Below are 18,318 nucleotides of genomic sequence, written 5' to 3'. Positions count from 1 at the left end.
TCATCGGGCGCGCGGCTTGACGCCGGGCCCGGCGTCGCCAGAATATCGAAGTCGATACCAATGTCGAGGTTCCTGGGTACCGAAAGTCGAGGCCGCTCTGTCCACCACGACAGCTCCTGACGAGCTTCACCAGCTACGGGAGGCCGTGCGCGGGACGCTCGGTACCGACCGGCAAGATCTTCCATCCGCCGTCGCCACCGAGTGGCGCCTGGCGTGGCCGGCGATGGCGGAGCTCGGCGTGCCGGGCCTGTGCGTGCCCGAGCCGCTGGGCGGCTTCGGGCTGCGGGTCGACGCGGCGGTGATGACCGCGATGGAACTCGGCGCGGCGCTGCACGCAAGCCCGTATGCGGGGCTGACCGCGAGCGCCCACGCACTGGCCCAGATCACCGACGACCCCGTCGTCGACGAACTTCTCGGTGGCATCCTCGCCGGCGAACGGGTCTGCGCGTTCGGACACCTCGGCGCGGACGGCCGGCTCGCCCGGCTGGTCGACGGCTTGCCAGGATCGGATGCCCTGCTGCTGGAACAGCCAGGAAACGGCCTGGTGCTGTTCGTCGATCCGAGCAGCTGGACGGTCGACACCGCGCCTCATCACTTCGACGTCTCCAGGACCTGCGCCGATGTCACCGTGGACGCGCGCGGCGGCCACCGGCTCACGGCCCCCGGCCACGCCGTGGCCCTGTACGAGCTGCTCCTCGCCGCGGACGCCGTCGGCTGCGCGCGCCGGATGCTCGACCGCGCCGTCACCTACGCCGGCCAGCGCCAGGCGTTCGGCCGGCCGATCGGCGCCTTCCAGGCGGTACAGCACCGTCTCGCCGACCACGCGGTACGGGTGCGGGGCATGACACTCGTGGTCCGTGAGGCGGCCAGGTTGTTCGGCGCCGATCCCGTCCGCCTGCGGCGTGCCGCCGCGTCGGCGTCGCTGAGCGCGAGTTCCGGCGCGCCGCTCATCCTGCACGACCTGCTCCAGCTCACCGGCGCGATCGGCTTCACCTGGGAGTACGGGCTGCACTTCTACGACCGCCGAGCCCATCAGGACGCCCGGTTGGCCGCCAACCCCCGGGCGGCCCGGCGGTCGCTCGCGGACCTCGAGGGATGGACCCATGCGCGCTGATGTCGAGGCCTACCGGGAACAGGTCCGGTCCTTCATCGCCGAACACGGCGTACCCATGCAGGGAGAAGGCGTTCGGGTCCCCCGGAACCAGGACGAGGAGAAGGCGATCCGGGCCTGGTTGCGGGCGCTCTACGAGGCCGGGCACCTGGGCGGGGGCTGGCCGCGGGAGTGGGGCGGCCGGGCCGACCACCTCGCCGCCCACGACCTCGTCCTGATGGAGGAGCTCATCCGCGGCGACGCGTATCGCCCGCTGGACCAGGTGATGTTGGCAAGCCACGCGATCATCGGGTTCGGCTCCGACACCCAGAAGAGCGAGCTGCTCCCCCGCATCCGCGCCGGCGAGCACATCTGGTGCCAGCTGTTCAGCGAGCCCGGCGCGGGCAGCGACCTGGCGTCGTTGCGCACCCGCGCCGAACCGGACGGCGAGGAGTTCGTCGTGACCGGCCAGAAGATCTGGAGCACCGACGCGCAATGGGCCGACATGGGGATGCTGCTGGCCCGCACGGACCCCACGGTCGACCGCCATGCCGGGATCACCGCGTTCGTCGTCCCGATGGACCTTCCCGGCATGGAGATCCGACCCATCCGCGAGATGACCGGTTACGCGGAGTTCTGCGAGGTGTTCCTCGACGGGGTGCGCCTCGGCCGCGAGCACGTCCTCGGCGAGGTGAACGGCGGGTGGAAGGTGGTGACGTCGGGGCTGGCCTCCGAGCGCGCCTTCGTCGGAGCCAACGCCGTACAGCTCGAGCGCATGTTCGCCGACCTGGTCTCGCTCGCCGCGGCCGCCCGGCTGGCCGACGGCACGACCGCGCTGGAGCACGAGGATGTCCAGGCACGGATCGCGGACGCCCTCACCCGCGTCGAGGAGGTCACGCTCATCGTCCGCGACACCGTCGACCGGATACTGGCGGGCGACGAGCACCCCAGCGACGGCCCCGTCGCCAAGCTCGCCTACACCGAGACCAACGTCGCGCTGTGCGACCTCGCGATGGAACTGATCTCCTCCTCCGTCTCGWTCGACGATGCCGACGTCGAGGTCGCGAGACGATGGCACCACAACTACCTCTGGGGGCGAGCCCTGACCATCTCGGGCGGCGCCTCGGAGATCATGCGAGGGCTCATCGGCCGCCAGCTCCTCGGCCTACCGCGGTCGTGACAAGCCTGGCCACCTCGAGGCTGCCAGGACCACCGGCGGGAAGCCCTGAGCGCGCGGGTGCCGCACGACGATGTCGGCCACAGCCTGGCGACGCCGCGAGTTGAACGGAGGAACTGACAGATGGACGCCACAACCGGACGGGCTTCGGCGCCTGTCCCCGACAGCTTTCCTCGCGCGGCCTCCGAACGCGTCCTGCGGCATCGGGCGGACGGTCTCTGGGACAACCGTGTCCTCACGGATGGGATCGAGGCCGCGGCCGAACGCCGTCCCCACGCGGCGGCGCTGGTGGATGGTGAAGGGCAGCTCTCCTGGGCGCAGCTGGCCTCGGAGATCGTCCAGGGGGTCGCCACGCTCGGCACACGAGACATCGGCGCGGGCGACGGCGTCATCCTGATCAGCGGTAACACCAGGCATGGCGTGATCGCCTACCACGCCCTCCTGCGCATCGGCGCGACGGTCGCGGTGCTCGACCGCCGGTGTGGCGTCGCCGACGTCCGGGACGCGCTCGGCGTCCTGCCGGCACGGCGACGGGTGATCGTTTCCTCGGAGGAGGCCGGACGTCTGGAGAACGGGCTGGTCGCCGTCGACACCACGCCGTTGGAAATCTTTGGTGGCGAACCGCGTCCAGCAGTGCTTCCGGCGGCGCCATCGACGCCGAGGGCCGAGCCAGACCGCGACCGCGCTGCGGTGATCCTGTTCAGCTCGGGCACCACTGGACGCCCGAAGGGCGTCGCTCATTCGCTGAACACGCTGACCGCCGGCGCCAGCAACATGGCCCGCATCACCGCCGCCGACGAGCGCACGGTGGCGTTCCTCGTCAGCCCGCTGACCAGCATCACCGGCCTGATGCAGGTCCACCTGGCCGCCGACCAGCACGCGACGCTGGCGCTCGAGGACCGCTTCGAGCCGCGGGGAACGCTGCGGAGGATGGCGGCTGTGGGCGCGACCTTGCTGGGCGGCGCGCCCGTCATCGCCGAACGCCTGCTGCGCGCCGCCAGCGACGGCGCGAACGGCGGCGTCACCCTCCGGACCCTCGCGCTCGGCGGCGCGATGCTGCCGCGCCCGCTGCTGGAGCTCGCGACCGACGCGTTCGGCATCGAGATCGCCCGGGTCTACGGCTCGTCCGAGGCACCCAACTTCTCGGGCAGCCTGGCCACGGACGACCGCGAGCGACGGCTGTCCGATGACGGTGCGCTCATGCCTGGCAGCGAGCTGCGGATCGGCTCCACGCGCCATCAGCGGGAGGGGCTGCTGCGCGGGCCTAGCCTTTTCCTCGGCTACCTCGACGCAGCGGACGACAGTTCCGCCTTCGAAGACGGCTGGTACCGAAGTGGTGACCAGATCGAAGCCCATCGGGGCAGGCTGACCGTCGTCGGCCGGCTCAAGGAGGTCGTCAACCGCAACGGCCTGAAGATCTCGCTGACCGAGATCGACGCCGCGCTGGCGGCGCTTCCAGGCGTCGAGGAGTACGCCTCCTTCGCCATGCCCGACCCGGACACCGGCGAGCGACTGGCGGTGGCCGTGCTGGAAGCCGATGACACCGCGGTCACCCTCGACGACGTCGTCGCGCACCTGCTCTCGTGGGGAATCGCCAAACGCAAGCTGCCCGAGCAACTGGCCCGCTGGGACGGACCACTCCCCCGGACCGCCTCCGGAAAGGTCATCCGTTCGCGACTGGTCATGGAGTCCCCGGCCAAGACCAACGACCTGGCTGCCCGCCTACGCCGCGCGTAAACAGCCCGGAGGCGGACGAGATAGCGGTCCGGAGCCGGCAACCGAAGGTCATGGCGGCGATCCTGGTCGCCGCGGTGACGGTCTGCGGCGGCGGACGGGCCCGGGCCTGGGCACGCGACCAGAGATCCACACTGACGCGGGATCGCCACCACCTACGGGCGATCATGTGGAGTCGCTTGCGCGGGACTCTATGTTGACGTCAACCTCGACTTCGAGAACGATGACTCGCGACGTCCCGAGCCGAGCGGGCAGCGGCGCCTTCGCCGTCGAGGAGCCGGTCAAGCCGCGCCTCGATCCCGTGAGCGCGACCTTCGCTGGAACCGGATAGGAGACAACCTCGTGGAGTCCGAGGTAAGTAACGCCCGCCGCATCCGCCAGCTCGCCGACGAGCATCCCGACGAGATCGCATTGCGGCATATCGCGTTGGAGGGTGGTGAGCCGGCGTTCACCTGGGCATGGCTGGACCGGCGGTCGAGCCAGCTCGCCGCCGCGCTCGTCGAGCGCGGCCTCGACCTGGGCGACAACCTGGCACTCGGTCTGCGCAACACGCCTCAGTTCGTGGTGGCCGCGCTGGCGGCCTGGAAGGTCGGCGCGGTACCGGTACCGGTGCGCTGGGACGTACCCGACTGGGAGCTGGCCCGAGTCCGAGAGGTCATCGCGCCGCGGATCTACCTGAGCGCGACCGACCTCGACTGGATCGACGCGACGGCACAGGCACCTGTTCCGGAGCTGCCTGACAGGGTCTCACCTCAGGTGAACGGCATCTGCAGCAGCGGCTCGACCGGCACGCCGAAGGTGATCCTGACCAGCCGGCCGTCGTTGTACGACGAAAGGCTGGCCACGCCGTTCGCACAGTCGTGGGGACCGGTGCCCCGTCCCCAGACGATCCTCGTGCCCGCGCCGATGTACCACGCCAACGGTTTCACGACCCTGCACAACCTGCTCGGTGGTGACCAGTTGGTCCTGATGGAGAAATTCGACGCGACGCGTGTCGTCGACGTCATCGAGCGGCACCGGATCAGTCACTTCACCGCCACGCCGACCATGCTCCAGCGGATTGCCGACCTCCCCGGAATCGACGGCCGCGACCTGTCCAGCATCCACTGGATCATGCAGGGCGCGGCGCCGATGCCGGCTTCCCTGGTGCACCGGTGGGCGAAGCTGATCGGCGCCGAGCGGATCCTCATGGCCTACGGCATGACCGAGGGACTCGGCCTCACCGCGCTACGCGGCGACGAATGGATGAACCATCCCGGCAGCGTCGGCCGCGGCTTCGCCGGCACCGAGGTACGCGTCCTCGATGCCGACGGCACCGAACTGCCCTCCGGCGAGGTCGGGGAGATCTACCTGCGGTCGGCCTCCTCTCGCGGCTACCAGTACCTCGGCAATGCCCCCCGCATGAAGACGACGCACGACGGCTTCCAGACCGCCGGCGACATGGGCTATCTCGACGCCGAGGGCTACCTCCACCTCATCGACCGACGCGTCGACCTCATCATCACCGGCGGCGCCAACGTCTACCCCGCCGAGGTCGAGGCCRCCCTCATCGACCATCCCGACATCGCCGACATCGTCGTCGTGGGGCTCCGCGATCCCGAATGGGGCCGCCGCGTCCACGCCATCATCGAACCCACCCACCCGGGCGCCCCACCGGCCGCGGCCGAGATCATCGGCTACGCCAAGAGCCGCCTCGCCCCCTACAAGGTTCCCAAGACCATCGAGATCGTCGACGCGATCCCCCGCAGCGAGGCCACCAAGGTCAACCGCGGCACCCTCGTCCAGGCCCGCGGCGGCTGAACCGCCCAGCCGTTCTTCCACACTTCTCCCAGGAGGCCGTCATGTCGAGATCCATCGCGTTTCCGGTGTTCGACGCCGACAATCACATGTACGAGACCACGGACGCGTTCACCAAATACCTTCCGGCGACCCACGCCGGGCTCGTGAAGTACGTTGAGGTGAACGGCCGGACGAAGATCGCCCTCAAGAACACCATCTCCGAGTACATCCCGAACCCGACCTTCAACGTGGTCGCGCCGCCGGGAGCGCAGGAACTCGAGTTCCGGTTGAAGAACCCGTCGTCGAAGACGAAGGCCGGCGACATCGAGGTCGCCCCGCCGCCGCGGCACGTCCCGTCGATCCCGGCCTACTTCAACCCGGCGGACCGCCTCGAGCTCATGAACGAGCTCAGCATCGATCGGGCGATGATGTGGCCGACCCTGGCGAGCCTGCTCGAGGAGCGCCTCGCGGACGACGCCGAGGCCACCGTCGTCGTGGTCCGAGCGTTGAACCAGTGGATGCACGAGCACTGGACGTTCAACTTCGAGAACCGGATCTTCCCGACTCCGATCATCACGCTGCCGCTGCTGGACGAGGCGATACGGGAGCTGGACTGGGTCGTCGAGCGGGGCGCGAAGGCGATCCTGGTCCGTCCCGCGCCCGTCCCGAGCGACAGCGGACGGCGCCGGTCCTTCGCTCTGCCGGAGTTCGACCCCTTCTGGAAGCGGGTCGAGGAGTCAGGCGTCGCCGTCGGCATGCACGCCTCCGACGACGGATTCCAGCGTTACCTGAACGAGTGGGAGGGATACCGTTCGGAGTTCCTGCCGTTCAAGACGAAGATGTCCGCCTTCACCGCGGTGGTGGCCAACGAACACCGCACGATCAAGGATGTCGTCACGTCGATCATCGGACACGGATTGGCGACCCGCTTCCCGAAGCTGCGCTTCATGCCGGTCGAGAACGGAAGCTCCTGGGTCCGCCCGCTGGTCGCGCAGTTCGAGAAGATCTACGACCGCCAGCCAGACCTCTTCGACGAAGACCCGATGGTGACCTGGCGGCGGTCCGTCTTCGTCCATCCCTTCCACGAGGAGGACGTCCTGGGGCTGGTAGACGTCCTGGGCGCCGACAATGTGCTCTTCGGGTCCGACTACCCGCACCCGGAGGGCCTGTTCGACCCGGTCACGTTCATCGACGAGATCGACGGCCTGCCGGAGCCGGCACAGCGGAAGATCATGGGCGGGAACCTGTCCACGATCATGGGTGTCGACCCACTGGCAAAGGTGCTCTGACGGTGATTTGACGCACCGGGTTGGAGGGTGAGTGGGCGGCATCGAAACTTTCCCGGTCCCGACCAAGATCGAATTTTCCGCCGATCACATCAATGTCAACGTCGACACCGTGCCGAGGCGCCGATGACCACCGAGACGACGACACCCCAATACAACCTCGCGACGGTGAACGAAGCCGTTGCCGAGCGGGTACCCGATCGAGCCTCGATCGTCTTCCGCGACCGGAGGTTCACCCACGCGCAGCTGGCCGCCCGCACCCGGCAGCTCGCGCACGTCCTGGCCGATCGCGGCCTCGGCGCTCGCCCGACGGGACACGGCGGACCGAGCACGCACGAATCCCACCAGGATCATCTCGCCGTCTACGCCTACAACGGCAACGAGTACCTGGAGGCGATGCTCGGGGCGTTCAAGGCACGGGTCGTCCCGGTGAACGTGAACTACCGATACGTCGCCGAGGAACTGCGCCACGTCCTTCGGGACAGCGCCGCGAAGGCAGTCGTGTACCACTCGGCATTCGCTCCGACGCTGGCCGAGGTGCTGCCCGATCTGCCTGAACTGYGGGTCCGGCTGCAGGTGGCCGACGGCTCCGGCAACGAGCTGCTCCCCGGCTCCGAGTGGTACGAGCAGGCACTCGCCCAGGCCCCCGCCACCCTGCCCGAGTGGGCGCCGGACTGGTCCCCCGACGACCTGTACCTCGTCTACACCGGCGGCACCACCGGGATGCCCAAGGGCGTCCTGTGGCGACAGGCCGACATCCATCGCACGGCCATGGGAGGACGGAACCCGCTCACCCGGCAACCGTGGCGGACACTCGACGAACTTGCCGAGTTCGCGGCGACGAACATCGCACCACAGGTGGTGCTCGCGGCGTCCCCGTACATGCACGGCGCCGGCCACTGGACGGCGTTTCTCGGCCTGAACCAGGGCGGGACCGTGGTGATCCAGGACAATGTCGAACGCCTCGACCCAGCCGACATCTGCTCCGCTATCCACCGGGAGAAGGTGACGTATCTCCAGATGATTGGCGACGCATTCGCTCGCCCGATCGTCGAGGAGATGGAACGCGGGAGCTACGACCTGTCGTCGCTACGCACGGTCCTGTCCGGCGGAACGGCGCTGACCCCGCCGGTGAAAACACGGCTGCTCGCCCGCATGCCCCAGGTGAGGCTCATCGAGAGCGTCGGATCGTCAGAAGGGGGCGGTCAGGCCGTACAGACGACTACCGCGGGCGGCACGAGTTCGACCGGCACCTTCTCGCCCACCGAGGGCTCTGTGGTCGTGTCCGCCGACTTCGCCCGGGTGCTCGGTCCCGGAGACGACGAGGTCGGCTGGCTCGCGAAGCGGGGCGACATCCCTCTCGGGTATCTCGGTGATCCGGTGAAGACGGCTCAGGCCTTCCCCATCGTCGCCGGCGAGCGGATGGTGGTACCCGGCGACCGCGCCCAGCGGCTCGCCGACGGCACGATCAAACTCCTGGGCCGCGACTCGATGACCATCAACTCGGGTGGAGAGAAGATCTTCAGCGAGGAGGTCGAGGCAGCGATCATCGCCCATCCCGACGTCTCCGACGTGGTGGTCGCCTCGCGGCCGTCGCAGCGATGGGGCCAGGAGGTCGTCGCGATCGTTCACCTGCACCGCGGCGCCTCCGTTTCCGAGAGCGATCTCGCTTCGGAAGCCGCCCGGCACATCGCCCGCTACAAGCTCCCCAAGGCCTGGGTGTTCGTCGACGCGGTCCAGCGGACGGCCGCGGGGAAAGCCGACTACCGCTGGGCCGTCAAGGTCGCCGCCGCGGCGAGTTGAACAGGCCGCGATGCGCCGGGCCGGCCGGATGCACCAACCTGGGACGTCGCCAGCGGTCACCACGGTCCTCCTGGGTGGAGCGTGTCGCAGCATGATCGCAACGACGCTACGTGGGGGTCTCGTAGGATCGGGCGTTGTGTCGTCCGAGAAGGCCAGGTCGTCCGGCGTGGGTTCGGGGGGCCGGGTGCGGTGGGGTAGCGAGACGGCGCTCGTGGATGACGATGAGGCGAGGCGTCGTCTGGTGGCGGCGGCGGGGCGGTGTCTCGTTGCTCGGGGCACGACGCGGCTGACGGTCGATGATGTCGCCAGGGAAGCCGCGGTGGCCAGGTCCACGGTCTATCGCTATTTCAGGTCGCGCGACGAGCTGGTTCTTGGTGTGATCCTCAGCCGTGTCGATGCCGGGATGCGGCGGGTCCTCGGGATGCTGGAGCACCCGGACGACGCGGCTCGGTCCGTCGTCGATCTGATCATGCATTCGGTCGGTCTGGTGGCGGGTGATCCGCTCAACGAGGCGATGTTCGCGACGGACAGCCGGTGGTTGGTCACCTCGCTGGAGTTGCGGTCCGAGGCGGTCGTCGACGCCTTCCACCAGCATCTCGGCCCGCTCCTGGCCCGGTGGCGGGCCGAGGGTCAGCTCCGAGGGGATCTCGACCTCCGAGAGACGAGCCGGTGGATGAACACCGTGGCCTTGCTGCTGCTGGGACCACCGTGGACGCAGCGCCCGGACCGGGCGAAGCGCGAGTTCGTCGAGAATTACGTCGTGCCCGGGCTCCTCCCCCGGCGCTGAGTGTCGGCGAGGAGCCGACCTTGGGAACCCCCTGTCGGTCAAGCCGTAGAGCCACTCGCCGGTTACACCCGGCACCTGAAGGACACCCGGCACCGAACGAAGTTCCGGGTAGTTGACGACGTTGTCTTCACTCTGATCACCCCGCACCTCCGGCTCCTCGGTGTCGCTGGCGCGGGCCGCCGCACCACGGCATCATGCGAAAGGATCGGACACTCTCGCAATGTTGTCCCATCCTCGGGTACGCTCCGGTCTCGGGTTGGGCGGCACGTCGCAGCCAGCGTTCACCGGCGTATCTCAATATTGACGTCAATATTTAATCGACACCCCTTGGCGACTTCGTGACGGACCGTTCCTGCCCCGCCGGGCACGAGCGGGGCCCGGCGGGAAGCCAGACGGGGCTGGCGAGTCGGTCTGGGCGGTGGCTGGTGCCGCCGTGGGATGAGGAGGTGTCCATGGCTGCCGCGGGAGATCTGGCCGCGTTGGAGGCTCGGTTACGTGCTGTCGAGGATGAGCGGGCGATCGGGCGGCTGATCCTGTCGTACGGCCCCGCGGCGGACGCGGGGTTCGCCGACCTGGCCGCGTCGGTGTGGCGGGAGGACTGCGTCTACGACTGGGACGCGAACGGCACGCCCTACGAGGGCCGGGCAGCCGTGGAGGCCATGCTGCTGACCGACGGACATCGGGGCCTGATCCACGCCGGAGTCGCCCACGTGGCGGGACCGCCGCTGATCGACGTCGACGGTGACACGGCGACCGCGATCACCTATTCGCTGATCATGCGCCGCGACGAGGCGGACGGGCGTTACTACCTGTGGCGGGTGAGCGCCGCGCGCTGGGATCTGACCCGCGACGACGGTGGCTGGGCGGTGCGACGACGGACGAACCGGCTGCTCGACGACACCGGGGCCGGCCGGGAGCTCCTCGGCGCCACCCTGCGGGAGCTGTCCGAGGCGGTCGCCCGATGACCGCCGGACGCCTGGCCGGGAAGGTCGCGATCATCACCGGCGCCAGCACCGGCCTCGGGCCCGTGATGGCGAAGCTCTTCGTCGAGCAGGGAGCCAAGGTGCTCCTCTCCGCCCGGCGCGAGGAGCTGGTACAGGAGGCGGCGGCCGCCTGCGGCCCGGACGCCGTCGCGATGCGGGCCGACGTGACCAACGAGGACGACGTGATCGCGATGGTCGCCCGCGCCGTGAAGGAGTTCGGGCAGGTCGACATCATGTGCAACAACGCCGCCGCGCCCGGCAAGGACACCTGGATCTGGGAACAGACCCTCGAGAACTGGAACGCCACGATCGGCATCGACGTCACGGCGGCGATGCTGTGCACCMGGGAAGTCCTCAAGCAGTCGATGCTCGAGCGCCGAACGGGCGTCATCCTCAACTTCTCCTCCACCGCGAGCTTCCGCGGCATGCCCCGCAAGACCCACTACGTGACCGCGAAGACGGCGCTGCGCGCCTTCACCCAGACGGTCGCCAACGAGGTCGGCCAGTTCGGGATTCGCTGCAACTGCCTCGTGCCCGGCAGCATCGACACCGAGCTGTGGCAGAACTGGGTACGGCGCACCGCCACCGAGCAGGGCATCGACTACGACGACCGCCGCGCGACGGTGCTGTCCGGGACGGCGCTGCGCGACATCTCCAGCACCACCGACGTCGCCAACACCGCGCTGTTCCTCGTCAGCGACGAGAGCCGCACCATCACCGGGCAGTCCATCATCGTCGACGCCGGCGGCGTGATGCTCGGATGAGCGGCGCACCCGCCCTGCAGCTGTCTGTTCCCACGCCCGTCGTCACGATGCTCCCCGGCGCCCACGCCCGCTGGGAGGAGACCGCCACCATCGACGACGTGGCCCGCATAGCCCAGGCCGCCGACCGGCTCGGCTACCACCACCTCACCTGCAGCGAGCACGTCGGTGTCCCGGCCACCGAKGCGGTCCGCCGCGGCGCCCGCTACTTCGACCCACTGGCGACCTTCGGCTACCTCGCTGCCCGCACCGAGCGCATCCGGTTGGCCACCAGCGTGCTGGTCCTCGGTTACCACCACCCGCTGGAGATCGCCAAGAGCTACGGCACCCTCGACGTGATCAGCGGCGGCCGCGTGGTCCTCGGTGTCGGTGTGGGCACGCTCAAGGAAGAGTTCGATCTCCTCGATGTGCCCTTCGCCGACCGCGGGGCACGGGCCGACGACGCGCTGCGCGCGCTGCGCGCGTCGCTCTCCCAGTTCACCCCCGCCTACGAGGGCGACTATTACGCCTTCGGCGGCCTCCTGGTGGATCCCTGCGCCGTGCAGGAACGGCTGCCCTTGTGGGTCGGTGGCCGCACGCCGCGGTCGCTGCGGCGGGCAGTCGCCCTGGCGGACGGATGGTGCCCMTTCGGCATCACCCCGGCGCAGGCACACGAGTGGATCCAGCGGGAGGAGCTCCCCGTGGATTTCGAGATCGTGCTGGGCCCGGAGAACCCGCTGGACCCGATCAAGGAACCGGATGCCGCGCGCGAAGGGCTCGCCGTGCTGGCCGCCTCCGGAGCCACCATCGCCTCCGCCAGGTTCGTCCACCACTCGCTGGCCCACTACCTCGAACAGCTCGAGGCACTCGCCGCCATCAACAGCCAGAAACAGACATCGTCGCAGAGAAGGGACGGGTCACATGGGTGACAGACTGCAGGGCAGGGTCGCACTGGTGACGGGCGCCGGAAACGGCGTCGGGAAGGGCTGCGCGCTCGCACTGGCCGCCCAGGGCGCGTCCGTCGTCGTCAACGATCTCGGAACCGACGAGTTCGCGCAGGGACAGAGCCGCTCCGCGGCCGACGGCACCGTCGAGGAGATCCGCGCCGCCGGCGGCAAGGCCGAGCCGAGCTACGACTCAGTCGCCACCGCGGCCGGATGCGAGAACGCGGTGCGCGTCGCCCAGGAGGCCTTCGGCCCCGTCGACATCGTGGTGGCCTGCGCCGGCGCGGTCTTCCAGGGCGACCTGGCCGCCTCCGACGAGACCTACCACCGCTTCGTCGACCTCTTCCTCTCCCAGAAGTTCTGGCTGGCGCGCGCGACCGTGGAAGGGATGGCCGAACGCGGCTGGGGCCGGTTCATCACCACCACCTCCGAAGGCGCGCGCGGAACCCTCGGCAATCCGATCTTCGCCGGAGCGATGGGCGCAGTGATCTCCTTCACCAAGGCCATCGCCCAGGAGTACCAACACCGCGGCGTCACCGCGAACTGCCTCGCACCCGGAGCCACCAGCCGACTCTCCCAACTCGTGGTGCCCCAGTTCGAACAGGCACACCGCGACGGAAAGATCAGCGACAAGATGTGGGAGGACATCCAGGCCGGACCCGGACCGGCCAGCCACATGTCCCCCATCGTCGCCTGGCTCTGCTCCGACGTCGCCGCCTCCGTCACCGGCAAGGTCTTCAACAGCGGCGGCAACAAGATCAGCGTCTGGTCCCCCTACCGCGACGAACGCTCCATCTTCCGCGGCGACCCACGCACCTCACCCCCCTGGACCCAGGAGGAACTCGACGAACTGGTGCCCAGCCAACTCCTGAACGACACCCTGTAACCCGCCGCCGTCACCTTCACCTGCCGCTGAAACCTCGTTCAGGACATTCCTGTGGCTGCCCAATACTTGTCTTCGAGGGCCTGTGGGGTGCGAATGGACGGTCAGGGGTGCTGAGCTGGTCGAACGCGTCAGGGATCATGCGGGCCATGGTGTCGACCGTCGTGTTCCTGCTGATCCGTAGGCTGCTCGGTGCGGCCGGTCTCGGTGGTCGGCCGGACGAGAAGGACGTCGAGATCGCCGTCCTGCGCCATCAGATGGCGGTGCTGCATCGCCAGGTCGCCCGGCCGCGGTACGCCCCGTTCGATCGGATGCTGCTGGCCACCCTGGCCCAGCGACCCTGCCGCGGCCACCAGCCACGCGGGCGCCACCGACCCGCCGGCCAGCGTCGCCGCCCATGGCGGGCACAGTTCCCCATACCCGCCAGCGACCTGACCCTCCCGGGCTGGGCGCCTCAGGTCAGCGCCGAGGTGTCCACACTCGCCGCCCGCCGCCGCCAGATCACCGGCACATCTATGCCGACGCTGCTCGATCCCGACGACGCGGCCGTGGTGCTCGCGACCCAGACCACAGACGGAATGTGCGCCGCGCTGCTCGTGGCCACATTCCTGGCCGGCGGAGACCCAGACAGAGTCGACATCGCCGCCACCCCCAGGTGCCGACGCCCGCGACCGGACAAGGCCTCACGCAAACGGCCTGGCACTACCCGCTCGCCCGCGGACGGGTGACCGTGGTACGGATCACCGGCCTCGCCCCGCACATCGAGCGAGGTTTCAGYCTGGCGACGTTCGGGATCGGCGACGTCCTGCGGGCCGTCCGCTCGGCCACCGCCCAGCTGCCAGCAGGCCAGCCACGCACCGTCGACGTACATCTCACCGGCGGCTACAAGGCCGCGCTGCAGCACACGCTGGCACTCGCCGAGATCCTGCGGTCGACCGCCTACCCCGACAGCGTCGAGGTCACCGCCTGCTACCTGTTCGAGCAGACCGCCACGCCGGTCGCCGGCGCCCAGCCACCGCCCCTCACCGAGATCGGGCTCCGCACCTGAACGGCTCCTCACCCTCGACGCAGTTACATTCGCCAGGCCGTACGTGCCGTTCTTCATCGAACTCGATCGCCGCGCAGCTCCAACCGGCCGTGCGTGACTACCGGGCTTCCGGCGGAGTCCGCTTCGAATGCGTAGCGGAACGGACCGGCCTCGTAGATACCGACCCGCAGATCATCACCGACGAAGGCCGGTGAGGCGAACCGCACCGCGACCCGCTGGACCCGGTCCGGGTCGCCGCCGGCCACCGCGTCGACGAGGCCCTGCGCACACAGCGCCATCGTGCACAGCCCATGCAGGAACGGCCGGTCGAATCCACCGCGACGGGCGGCGGCCACATCGAAGTGGTGATCCGACCAGTCCCCCGACACCTCCGCGTACCGGCGCGGCATGTCGGCGTCCACCGTCACCGCGTACTCCCCCACCGGGCGCTGCCGTGCGTCGGCAGGAAAGGAATGGTCGGGAACGGGCGGTCCGATCGCTCCGCAGGTGGCATTCAGGTAGACGGTCGTCCACAGCTGCTCGGCGACAACCTCGCCACGCCCGTCCAGCGTCGAGTAGCGCAGCGTGACAAGCGCATTCCGACCCACTGGCCGGGCCGCGAAGCCGTGCACCCAGGTCCGCAGCGGCTCGCCGGGGACCAGCGGCCGGTGCAGCACGACATCGTGCTCACCGTGCACCCCGCCCGAGGCCGACGCCTGTACCTCCCTGCCGACCAGCGCCCCTCGGCCGGCCTCCTGCGCCGCCCAGATCTGGGTCACGATCGCGACCGCTGGCACTGCCAGGCCGGCCCGCGTCCGCGCCGACCGATCACCGGTAGCCACGGCGTAACGCCGGATCAGGTCGGCATCCAGAGATCCCGGAAAAGGCCCCGTCGACTCCCCGACAAACACTCCAGCCTCGGTCATCCGAGCACCGCCCCGCCTCTCATGCGGAACTACTGGTCAACACAGGGCGCTCGGGGTCGAGCCCACCCGACCGAAGTCGGCCCTGGTGCGCTCGATGACGAACTTCGCCTGCACTCGGGCCTGCACTGGCTCCACGTCACGCTCCTACTCGACGGCCAAGGCCAGCTGCGGGCCGACCCGCACCAGGTCGAAAGTCGCCAGTCGGCCTCGGCCAGCTCTACGAGGCTCGCGACCGAGACCAAGGCCTCCTACAAGACCACGGAACTGTGGGTCTACCTAGCCATGGTCGTGGCCGCGCTCATCGCCTCCAACGCGGTCGACACCACCTCCGGCCACGACGACTACTTCCGCGCCGACAAGGCCTGGTTCTACACCGTCCTACTTACTCGTCGCCACCCGCCAACTCGCCCTCGCTGACGCCAGCCACGCGAACGATCACCAGCAGACTCACCCCACARCCCGCCACCGGCCGCCACAACGGCCACGACTGTGATCCAGCCCTGAACACAAGATCACGCCCACCCAGGGCTCACCACGATCAAGCGCAGGCAAGATCATCATTTAGCGGATCCAAACATGCAGTTCACAGACCTGCGCGCCGGCCCACTAGTCGGGAACCGAAAGCCGCACCCGCGGATTAAGAGCCAGCTATATTAAATGCCGGAACGTGCCGAATAATGATGGAAAATGTTTATGTCGTCGCAGTTCTCAAAATTCTTGTCGGCGTTTTTTGATACCGGCTGTTGGCCCGTGCCGGTCAGTGTTAGCGCGTCCACGCCCAATCCACGCCCACAACGGTCATGGCCAGCGCGGGCTGTCCGCATCCGCCGCTCACGCCGCATGCGCACATCAGGAACAGCTGCGGCCGACCGCACGCGGTCTGCACCCTCCCCCACTCGACATCGCCTGGCAGCCCAAAAGACGCGGCCCAGACCCACCGCACGCGCCTGCCCAGCCCCGACGACAACAGCGCAGCCGATCAGACGCATCGACCGCTCCGGTGGTCTCCCCCACGCATATCAAAGGGACGCGATCGGGCGCTGACCAGCGAAATCGCATACTTGCGCCCTTCGGGCCCGCCAGCAGTTCGTGCCACTGAAATTGGACCGGACCGAATCACCATGTCTGCGAATGGGCTGGTGCCGGCGGTCGTCACGGAGTTCACGCCAGGGCCAACTTCAGTGGCACAGACCGACAGGCTGTCGGCCGTTACCACGATCGTGACGAGCAAGGCCTGTCGTCGAATCTGACCCGCCCTGGCCAGGCTTGGATGTGGGTCATCTTCGCTGTCAATGGACACCCACCTCCGCGATGCCACCTTCGGGTGGTTATGGCGCAGCTCCCCTGCCTCCTCCCAGGTGCCGCCGCGTCCTCGACGAAGCCACAGGTCCAGGTGGAGCGCCCCCAGCGAAGCGAGGACGAAGGATCTGGGCCTGCGGCGAGCGAGGACCACACCCGGCTGCGAGGAGGGTTGGGGGGGCGGGGTCAAGACTCGTTCACGATCAAGCCCGTTGAAGATCGCCAAGTGGGGCCAGTGTCATGCACAAGTGGGACCACCGGGCGTGCCCATAACCGCACGTAAGTTCCTGCCCGCGCGACTCGGGACTACCTCGCTGCGTCGCTGCGACGCGTAGGCGATCGACGCGACGGAACGTGACCGTCGAGCTCGCGGTCGAGCTGCCGCCGCCGCTGCTGGTGCGAGGCGGGTCACGAACTCGGCGGCGGCGTTCAGGGAGGGCCGCCAGCCCGGGTTGGGCTATTCCAGGTAGCCGTGAAGCTTCTCCGAACGTGAAGGGTGGCGCAGTTTCGCGAGCGCCTTCGATTCGATCTGCCGGATGCGCTCGCGGGTGACCCCGAACTCGTGGCCGACTTCCTCGAGCGTTCTGGGACGACCGTCTGTCAGGCCGTACCGGAGCCGGACGACCTGCCGTTCCCGGTCGGGCAGAGTACGCAGGACGGCGTCGAGCTGTTCCTGGAAAAGCCCGACGGTGGCCGCCTCGAACGGGACGACCGCGTCCGAGTCCTCGATGAGGTCGCCGAAATGGGCACTGGCGTCCTCGCCGATCGGCGTGTCCAGTGACACCGGCTCCCGGGAGATCATGAGGATTTCCCGGACCCGCTGCGGCGTCAGGTCCATCTCCGCCGCGAGCTCCTCCGGACTCGGGTCCCGGCCGAGTTCGGACACGAGCTGCCGCTGGACACGAACCAGCCGGTTGATTATCTCGACGAGGTGCACCGGGATACGGATGGTGCGCGCCTGATCGGCGAGGGATCGGGAAATCGCCTGCCGGATCCACCAGGTTGCGTAGGTGGAGAACTTGAAACCCTTCGCATAGTCGAACTTCTCGACCGCGCGGATCAGACCGAGGTTTCCTTCCTGGACAACGTCCAGGAAGGGCATGCCGCGGCTGACGTAACGCTTCGCGACCGACACGACGAGCCGCAGATTGGCCTCGACCAGCCGGCGTTTGGCGATGTTCCCGTCTGCTTCCACGGCCTCCAGGTCGCGGCGTTCCCGCGGGGTCGTCGCACCCGTCGCGGTCGCGAGCTTGTGGGCAGCGAACACCCCTGCCTCGATCCGCTTGGCGAGATCAACCTCCCCTTCGGCGGTCAGCAAGGCGACTTTCCCGATGTCCCTGAGGTACACCCGCACCGGGTCAGTGGCCGGAGCGTCGCTTGCCGGCTTCTCAGGCCCACGCCGCCGGCTCGCGGCGGGGGCCGCGTCCGGAGCATCGACGATCTCGATGTCGGTGGGTAGTCCCGCAACTGCCTCGGTCGGCTCAGGCTGTAGGCGGGCCACCTGCCCGGTGGTCGTCACGTCGGCGGCTGCGGCGACACCGGTGTCCCCACCTTGGACGAGGAGATCCTTGATCCGCTTCCCGAGGGCCTCTCGCGGCTCGATGCCAGTGGCCATGGACGGAACATCACTTCCTCTCCTGAGCACCACGCTACGTGAGAACGAACCGCAGGAGGGATCACGTCCGCGCTCCTGCGAACAGCGCGCTCTGGAGACGACGGGGTAGGTGGGCGCGCAGTCAGCGCGTCGACGGGGATGGTGTCGTGGAGGACGAAGGGTTGAGTAGGGCGTAGACCAGCCCTGCGAAGCCCGACGTTGGCGTCGCTGAAGGTTGCTGGGTGGGTGTCACGCTGACCGTCGGC

Annotated in this window: 16 protein-coding genes; 14 read left to right on the top strand and 2 right to left on the bottom strand. The window is 68.9% G+C overall.

Annotated features, from left to right (window positions below; translation table 11 throughout):
- The first annotated feature begins 145 nt into the window (after window positions 1–145).
- From BCD49_RS27800 to BCD49_RS27740, 13 genes are all read left to right on the top strand, one after another.
- Window positions 146–1,114 carry an acyl-CoA dehydrogenase gene (locus tag BCD49_RS27800; RefSeq protein WP_007510912.1) on the top strand — a complete coding sequence of 323 codons (969 nt, stop codon included), beginning with the start codon at window positions 146–148 and terminating at the stop codon, window positions 1,112–1,114.
- Complete coding sequence (locus BCD49_RS27795) at window positions 1,104–2,270, top strand: acyl-CoA dehydrogenase family protein (RefSeq protein WP_071042072.1); 1,167 nt, start codon at window positions 1,104–1,106, stop codon at window positions 2,268–2,270. The genes BCD49_RS27800 and BCD49_RS27795 overlap by 11 nt, the downstream gene beginning before the upstream one ends.
- 120 nt (window positions 2,271–2,390) lie before the next feature.
- Complete coding sequence (locus tag BCD49_RS27790) at window positions 2,391–4,004, top strand: class I adenylate-forming enzyme family protein (RefSeq protein ID WP_007510909.1); 1,614 nt, start codon at window positions 2,391–2,393, stop codon at window positions 4,002–4,004.
- Between the two features lie 339 nt (window positions 4,005–4,343).
- Window positions 4,344–5,801: a class I adenylate-forming enzyme family protein gene (locus BCD49_RS27785; RefSeq protein ID WP_071042071.1), complete on the top strand. Its 1,458-nt coding sequence runs from the start codon at window positions 4,344–4,346 to the stop codon at window positions 5,799–5,801.
- Window positions 5,802–5,842: 41 nt separating this feature from the next.
- The gene (locus tag BCD49_RS27780) at window positions 5,843–7,069 is read left to right on the top strand and encodes an amidohydrolase family protein (RefSeq protein ID WP_007510907.1); all 1,227 of its coding nucleotides are present in this window, start codon (window positions 5,843–5,845) and stop codon (window positions 7,067–7,069) included.
- Between the two features lie 123 nt (window positions 7,070–7,192).
- Complete coding sequence (locus tag BCD49_RS27775) at window positions 7,193–8,869, top strand: acyl-CoA synthetase (RefSeq protein ID WP_071042070.1); 1,677 nt, start codon at window positions 7,193–7,195, stop codon at window positions 8,867–8,869.
- Window positions 8,870–8,960: 91 nt separating this feature from the next.
- Entirely contained in the window at window positions 8,961–9,656 is a 696-nt protein-coding gene (locus BCD49_RS27770) for a TetR/AcrR family transcriptional regulator (RefSeq protein ID WP_083401734.1), read from the top strand.
- Window positions 9,657–10,108: 452 nt separating this feature from the next.
- The gene (locus BCD49_RS27765) at window positions 10,109–10,621 is read left to right on the top strand and encodes a nuclear transport factor 2 family protein (protein WP_007510903.1); all 513 of its coding nucleotides are present in this window, start codon (window positions 10,109–10,111) and stop codon (window positions 10,619–10,621) included.
- Window positions 10,618–11,403, top strand: a complete 786-nt coding sequence (locus BCD49_RS27760; RefSeq protein WP_007510902.1) for an SDR family NAD(P)-dependent oxidoreductase — start codon at window positions 10,618–10,620, stop codon at window positions 11,401–11,403. The genes BCD49_RS27765 and BCD49_RS27760 overlap by 4 nt, the downstream gene beginning before the upstream one ends.
- On the top strand, window positions 11,400–12,308 hold the full coding sequence (locus tag BCD49_RS27755) for a TIGR03619 family F420-dependent LLM class oxidoreductase (RefSeq protein ID WP_071042069.1): 909 nt from the start codon (window positions 11,400–11,402) through the stop codon (window positions 12,306–12,308). The genes BCD49_RS27760 and BCD49_RS27755 overlap by 4 nt, the downstream gene beginning before the upstream one ends.
- Window positions 12,301–13,209, top strand: coding sequence for an SDR family NAD(P)-dependent oxidoreductase (locus BCD49_RS27750; protein ID WP_007510900.1), 909 nt, complete (start codon window positions 12,301–12,303; stop codon window positions 13,207–13,209). Before BCD49_RS27755 ends, BCD49_RS27750 begins: the two co-directional genes overlap by 8 nt.
- A 146-nt stretch (window positions 13,210–13,355) precedes the next feature.
- Entirely contained in the window at window positions 13,356–13,934 is a 579-nt protein-coding gene (locus BCD49_RS44335; protein WP_198536029.1) for a hypothetical protein, read from the top strand.
- A complete protein-coding gene (locus tag BCD49_RS27740) occupies window positions 13,931–14,254 on the top strand; it encodes a hypothetical protein (protein WP_007510898.1) in 324 nt (107 codons plus the stop codon). Before BCD49_RS44335 ends, BCD49_RS27740 begins: the two co-directional genes overlap by 4 nt.
- A 53-nt stretch (window positions 14,255–14,307) precedes the next feature.
- On the opposite strand, the gene BCD49_RS27735 is transcribed toward BCD49_RS27740, so the two are convergent.
- The gene (locus BCD49_RS27735; protein WP_232794126.1) at window positions 14,308–15,012 is read right to left on the bottom strand and encodes a MaoC/PaaZ C-terminal domain-containing protein; all 705 of its coding nucleotides are present in this window, start codon (window positions 15,010–15,012) and stop codon (window positions 14,308–14,310) included.
- A gap of 168 nt (window positions 15,013–15,180) precedes the next feature.
- Here BCD49_RS27735 and BCD49_RS44330 point away from each other — a divergent pair, with 168 nt between their 5' ends.
- A complete protein-coding gene (locus BCD49_RS44330; RefSeq protein ID WP_007510896.1) occupies window positions 15,181–15,576 on the top strand; it encodes a hypothetical protein in 396 nt (131 codons plus the stop codon).
- A gap of 1,339 nt (window positions 15,577–16,915) precedes the next feature.
- On the opposite strand, the gene rpoD is transcribed toward BCD49_RS44330, so the two are convergent.
- Entirely contained in the window at window positions 16,916–18,073 is a 1,158-nt protein-coding gene (gene rpoD, locus BCD49_RS27725; RefSeq protein ID WP_007510895.1) for an RNA polymerase sigma factor RpoD, read from the bottom strand.
- Window positions 18,074–18,318: the final 245 nt, after the last annotated feature.

The sequence above is a fragment of the Pseudofrankia sp. EUN1h genome (genome assembly GCF_001854645.1).
Lineage (GTDB): Bacteria > Actinomycetota > Actinomycetes > Frankiales > Frankiaceae > Pseudofrankia > Pseudofrankia saprophytica.
The sequence above is the reverse complement of the archived record's forward strand: the minus strand, read 5'-3'. Positions and strand labels throughout refer to the sequence as shown.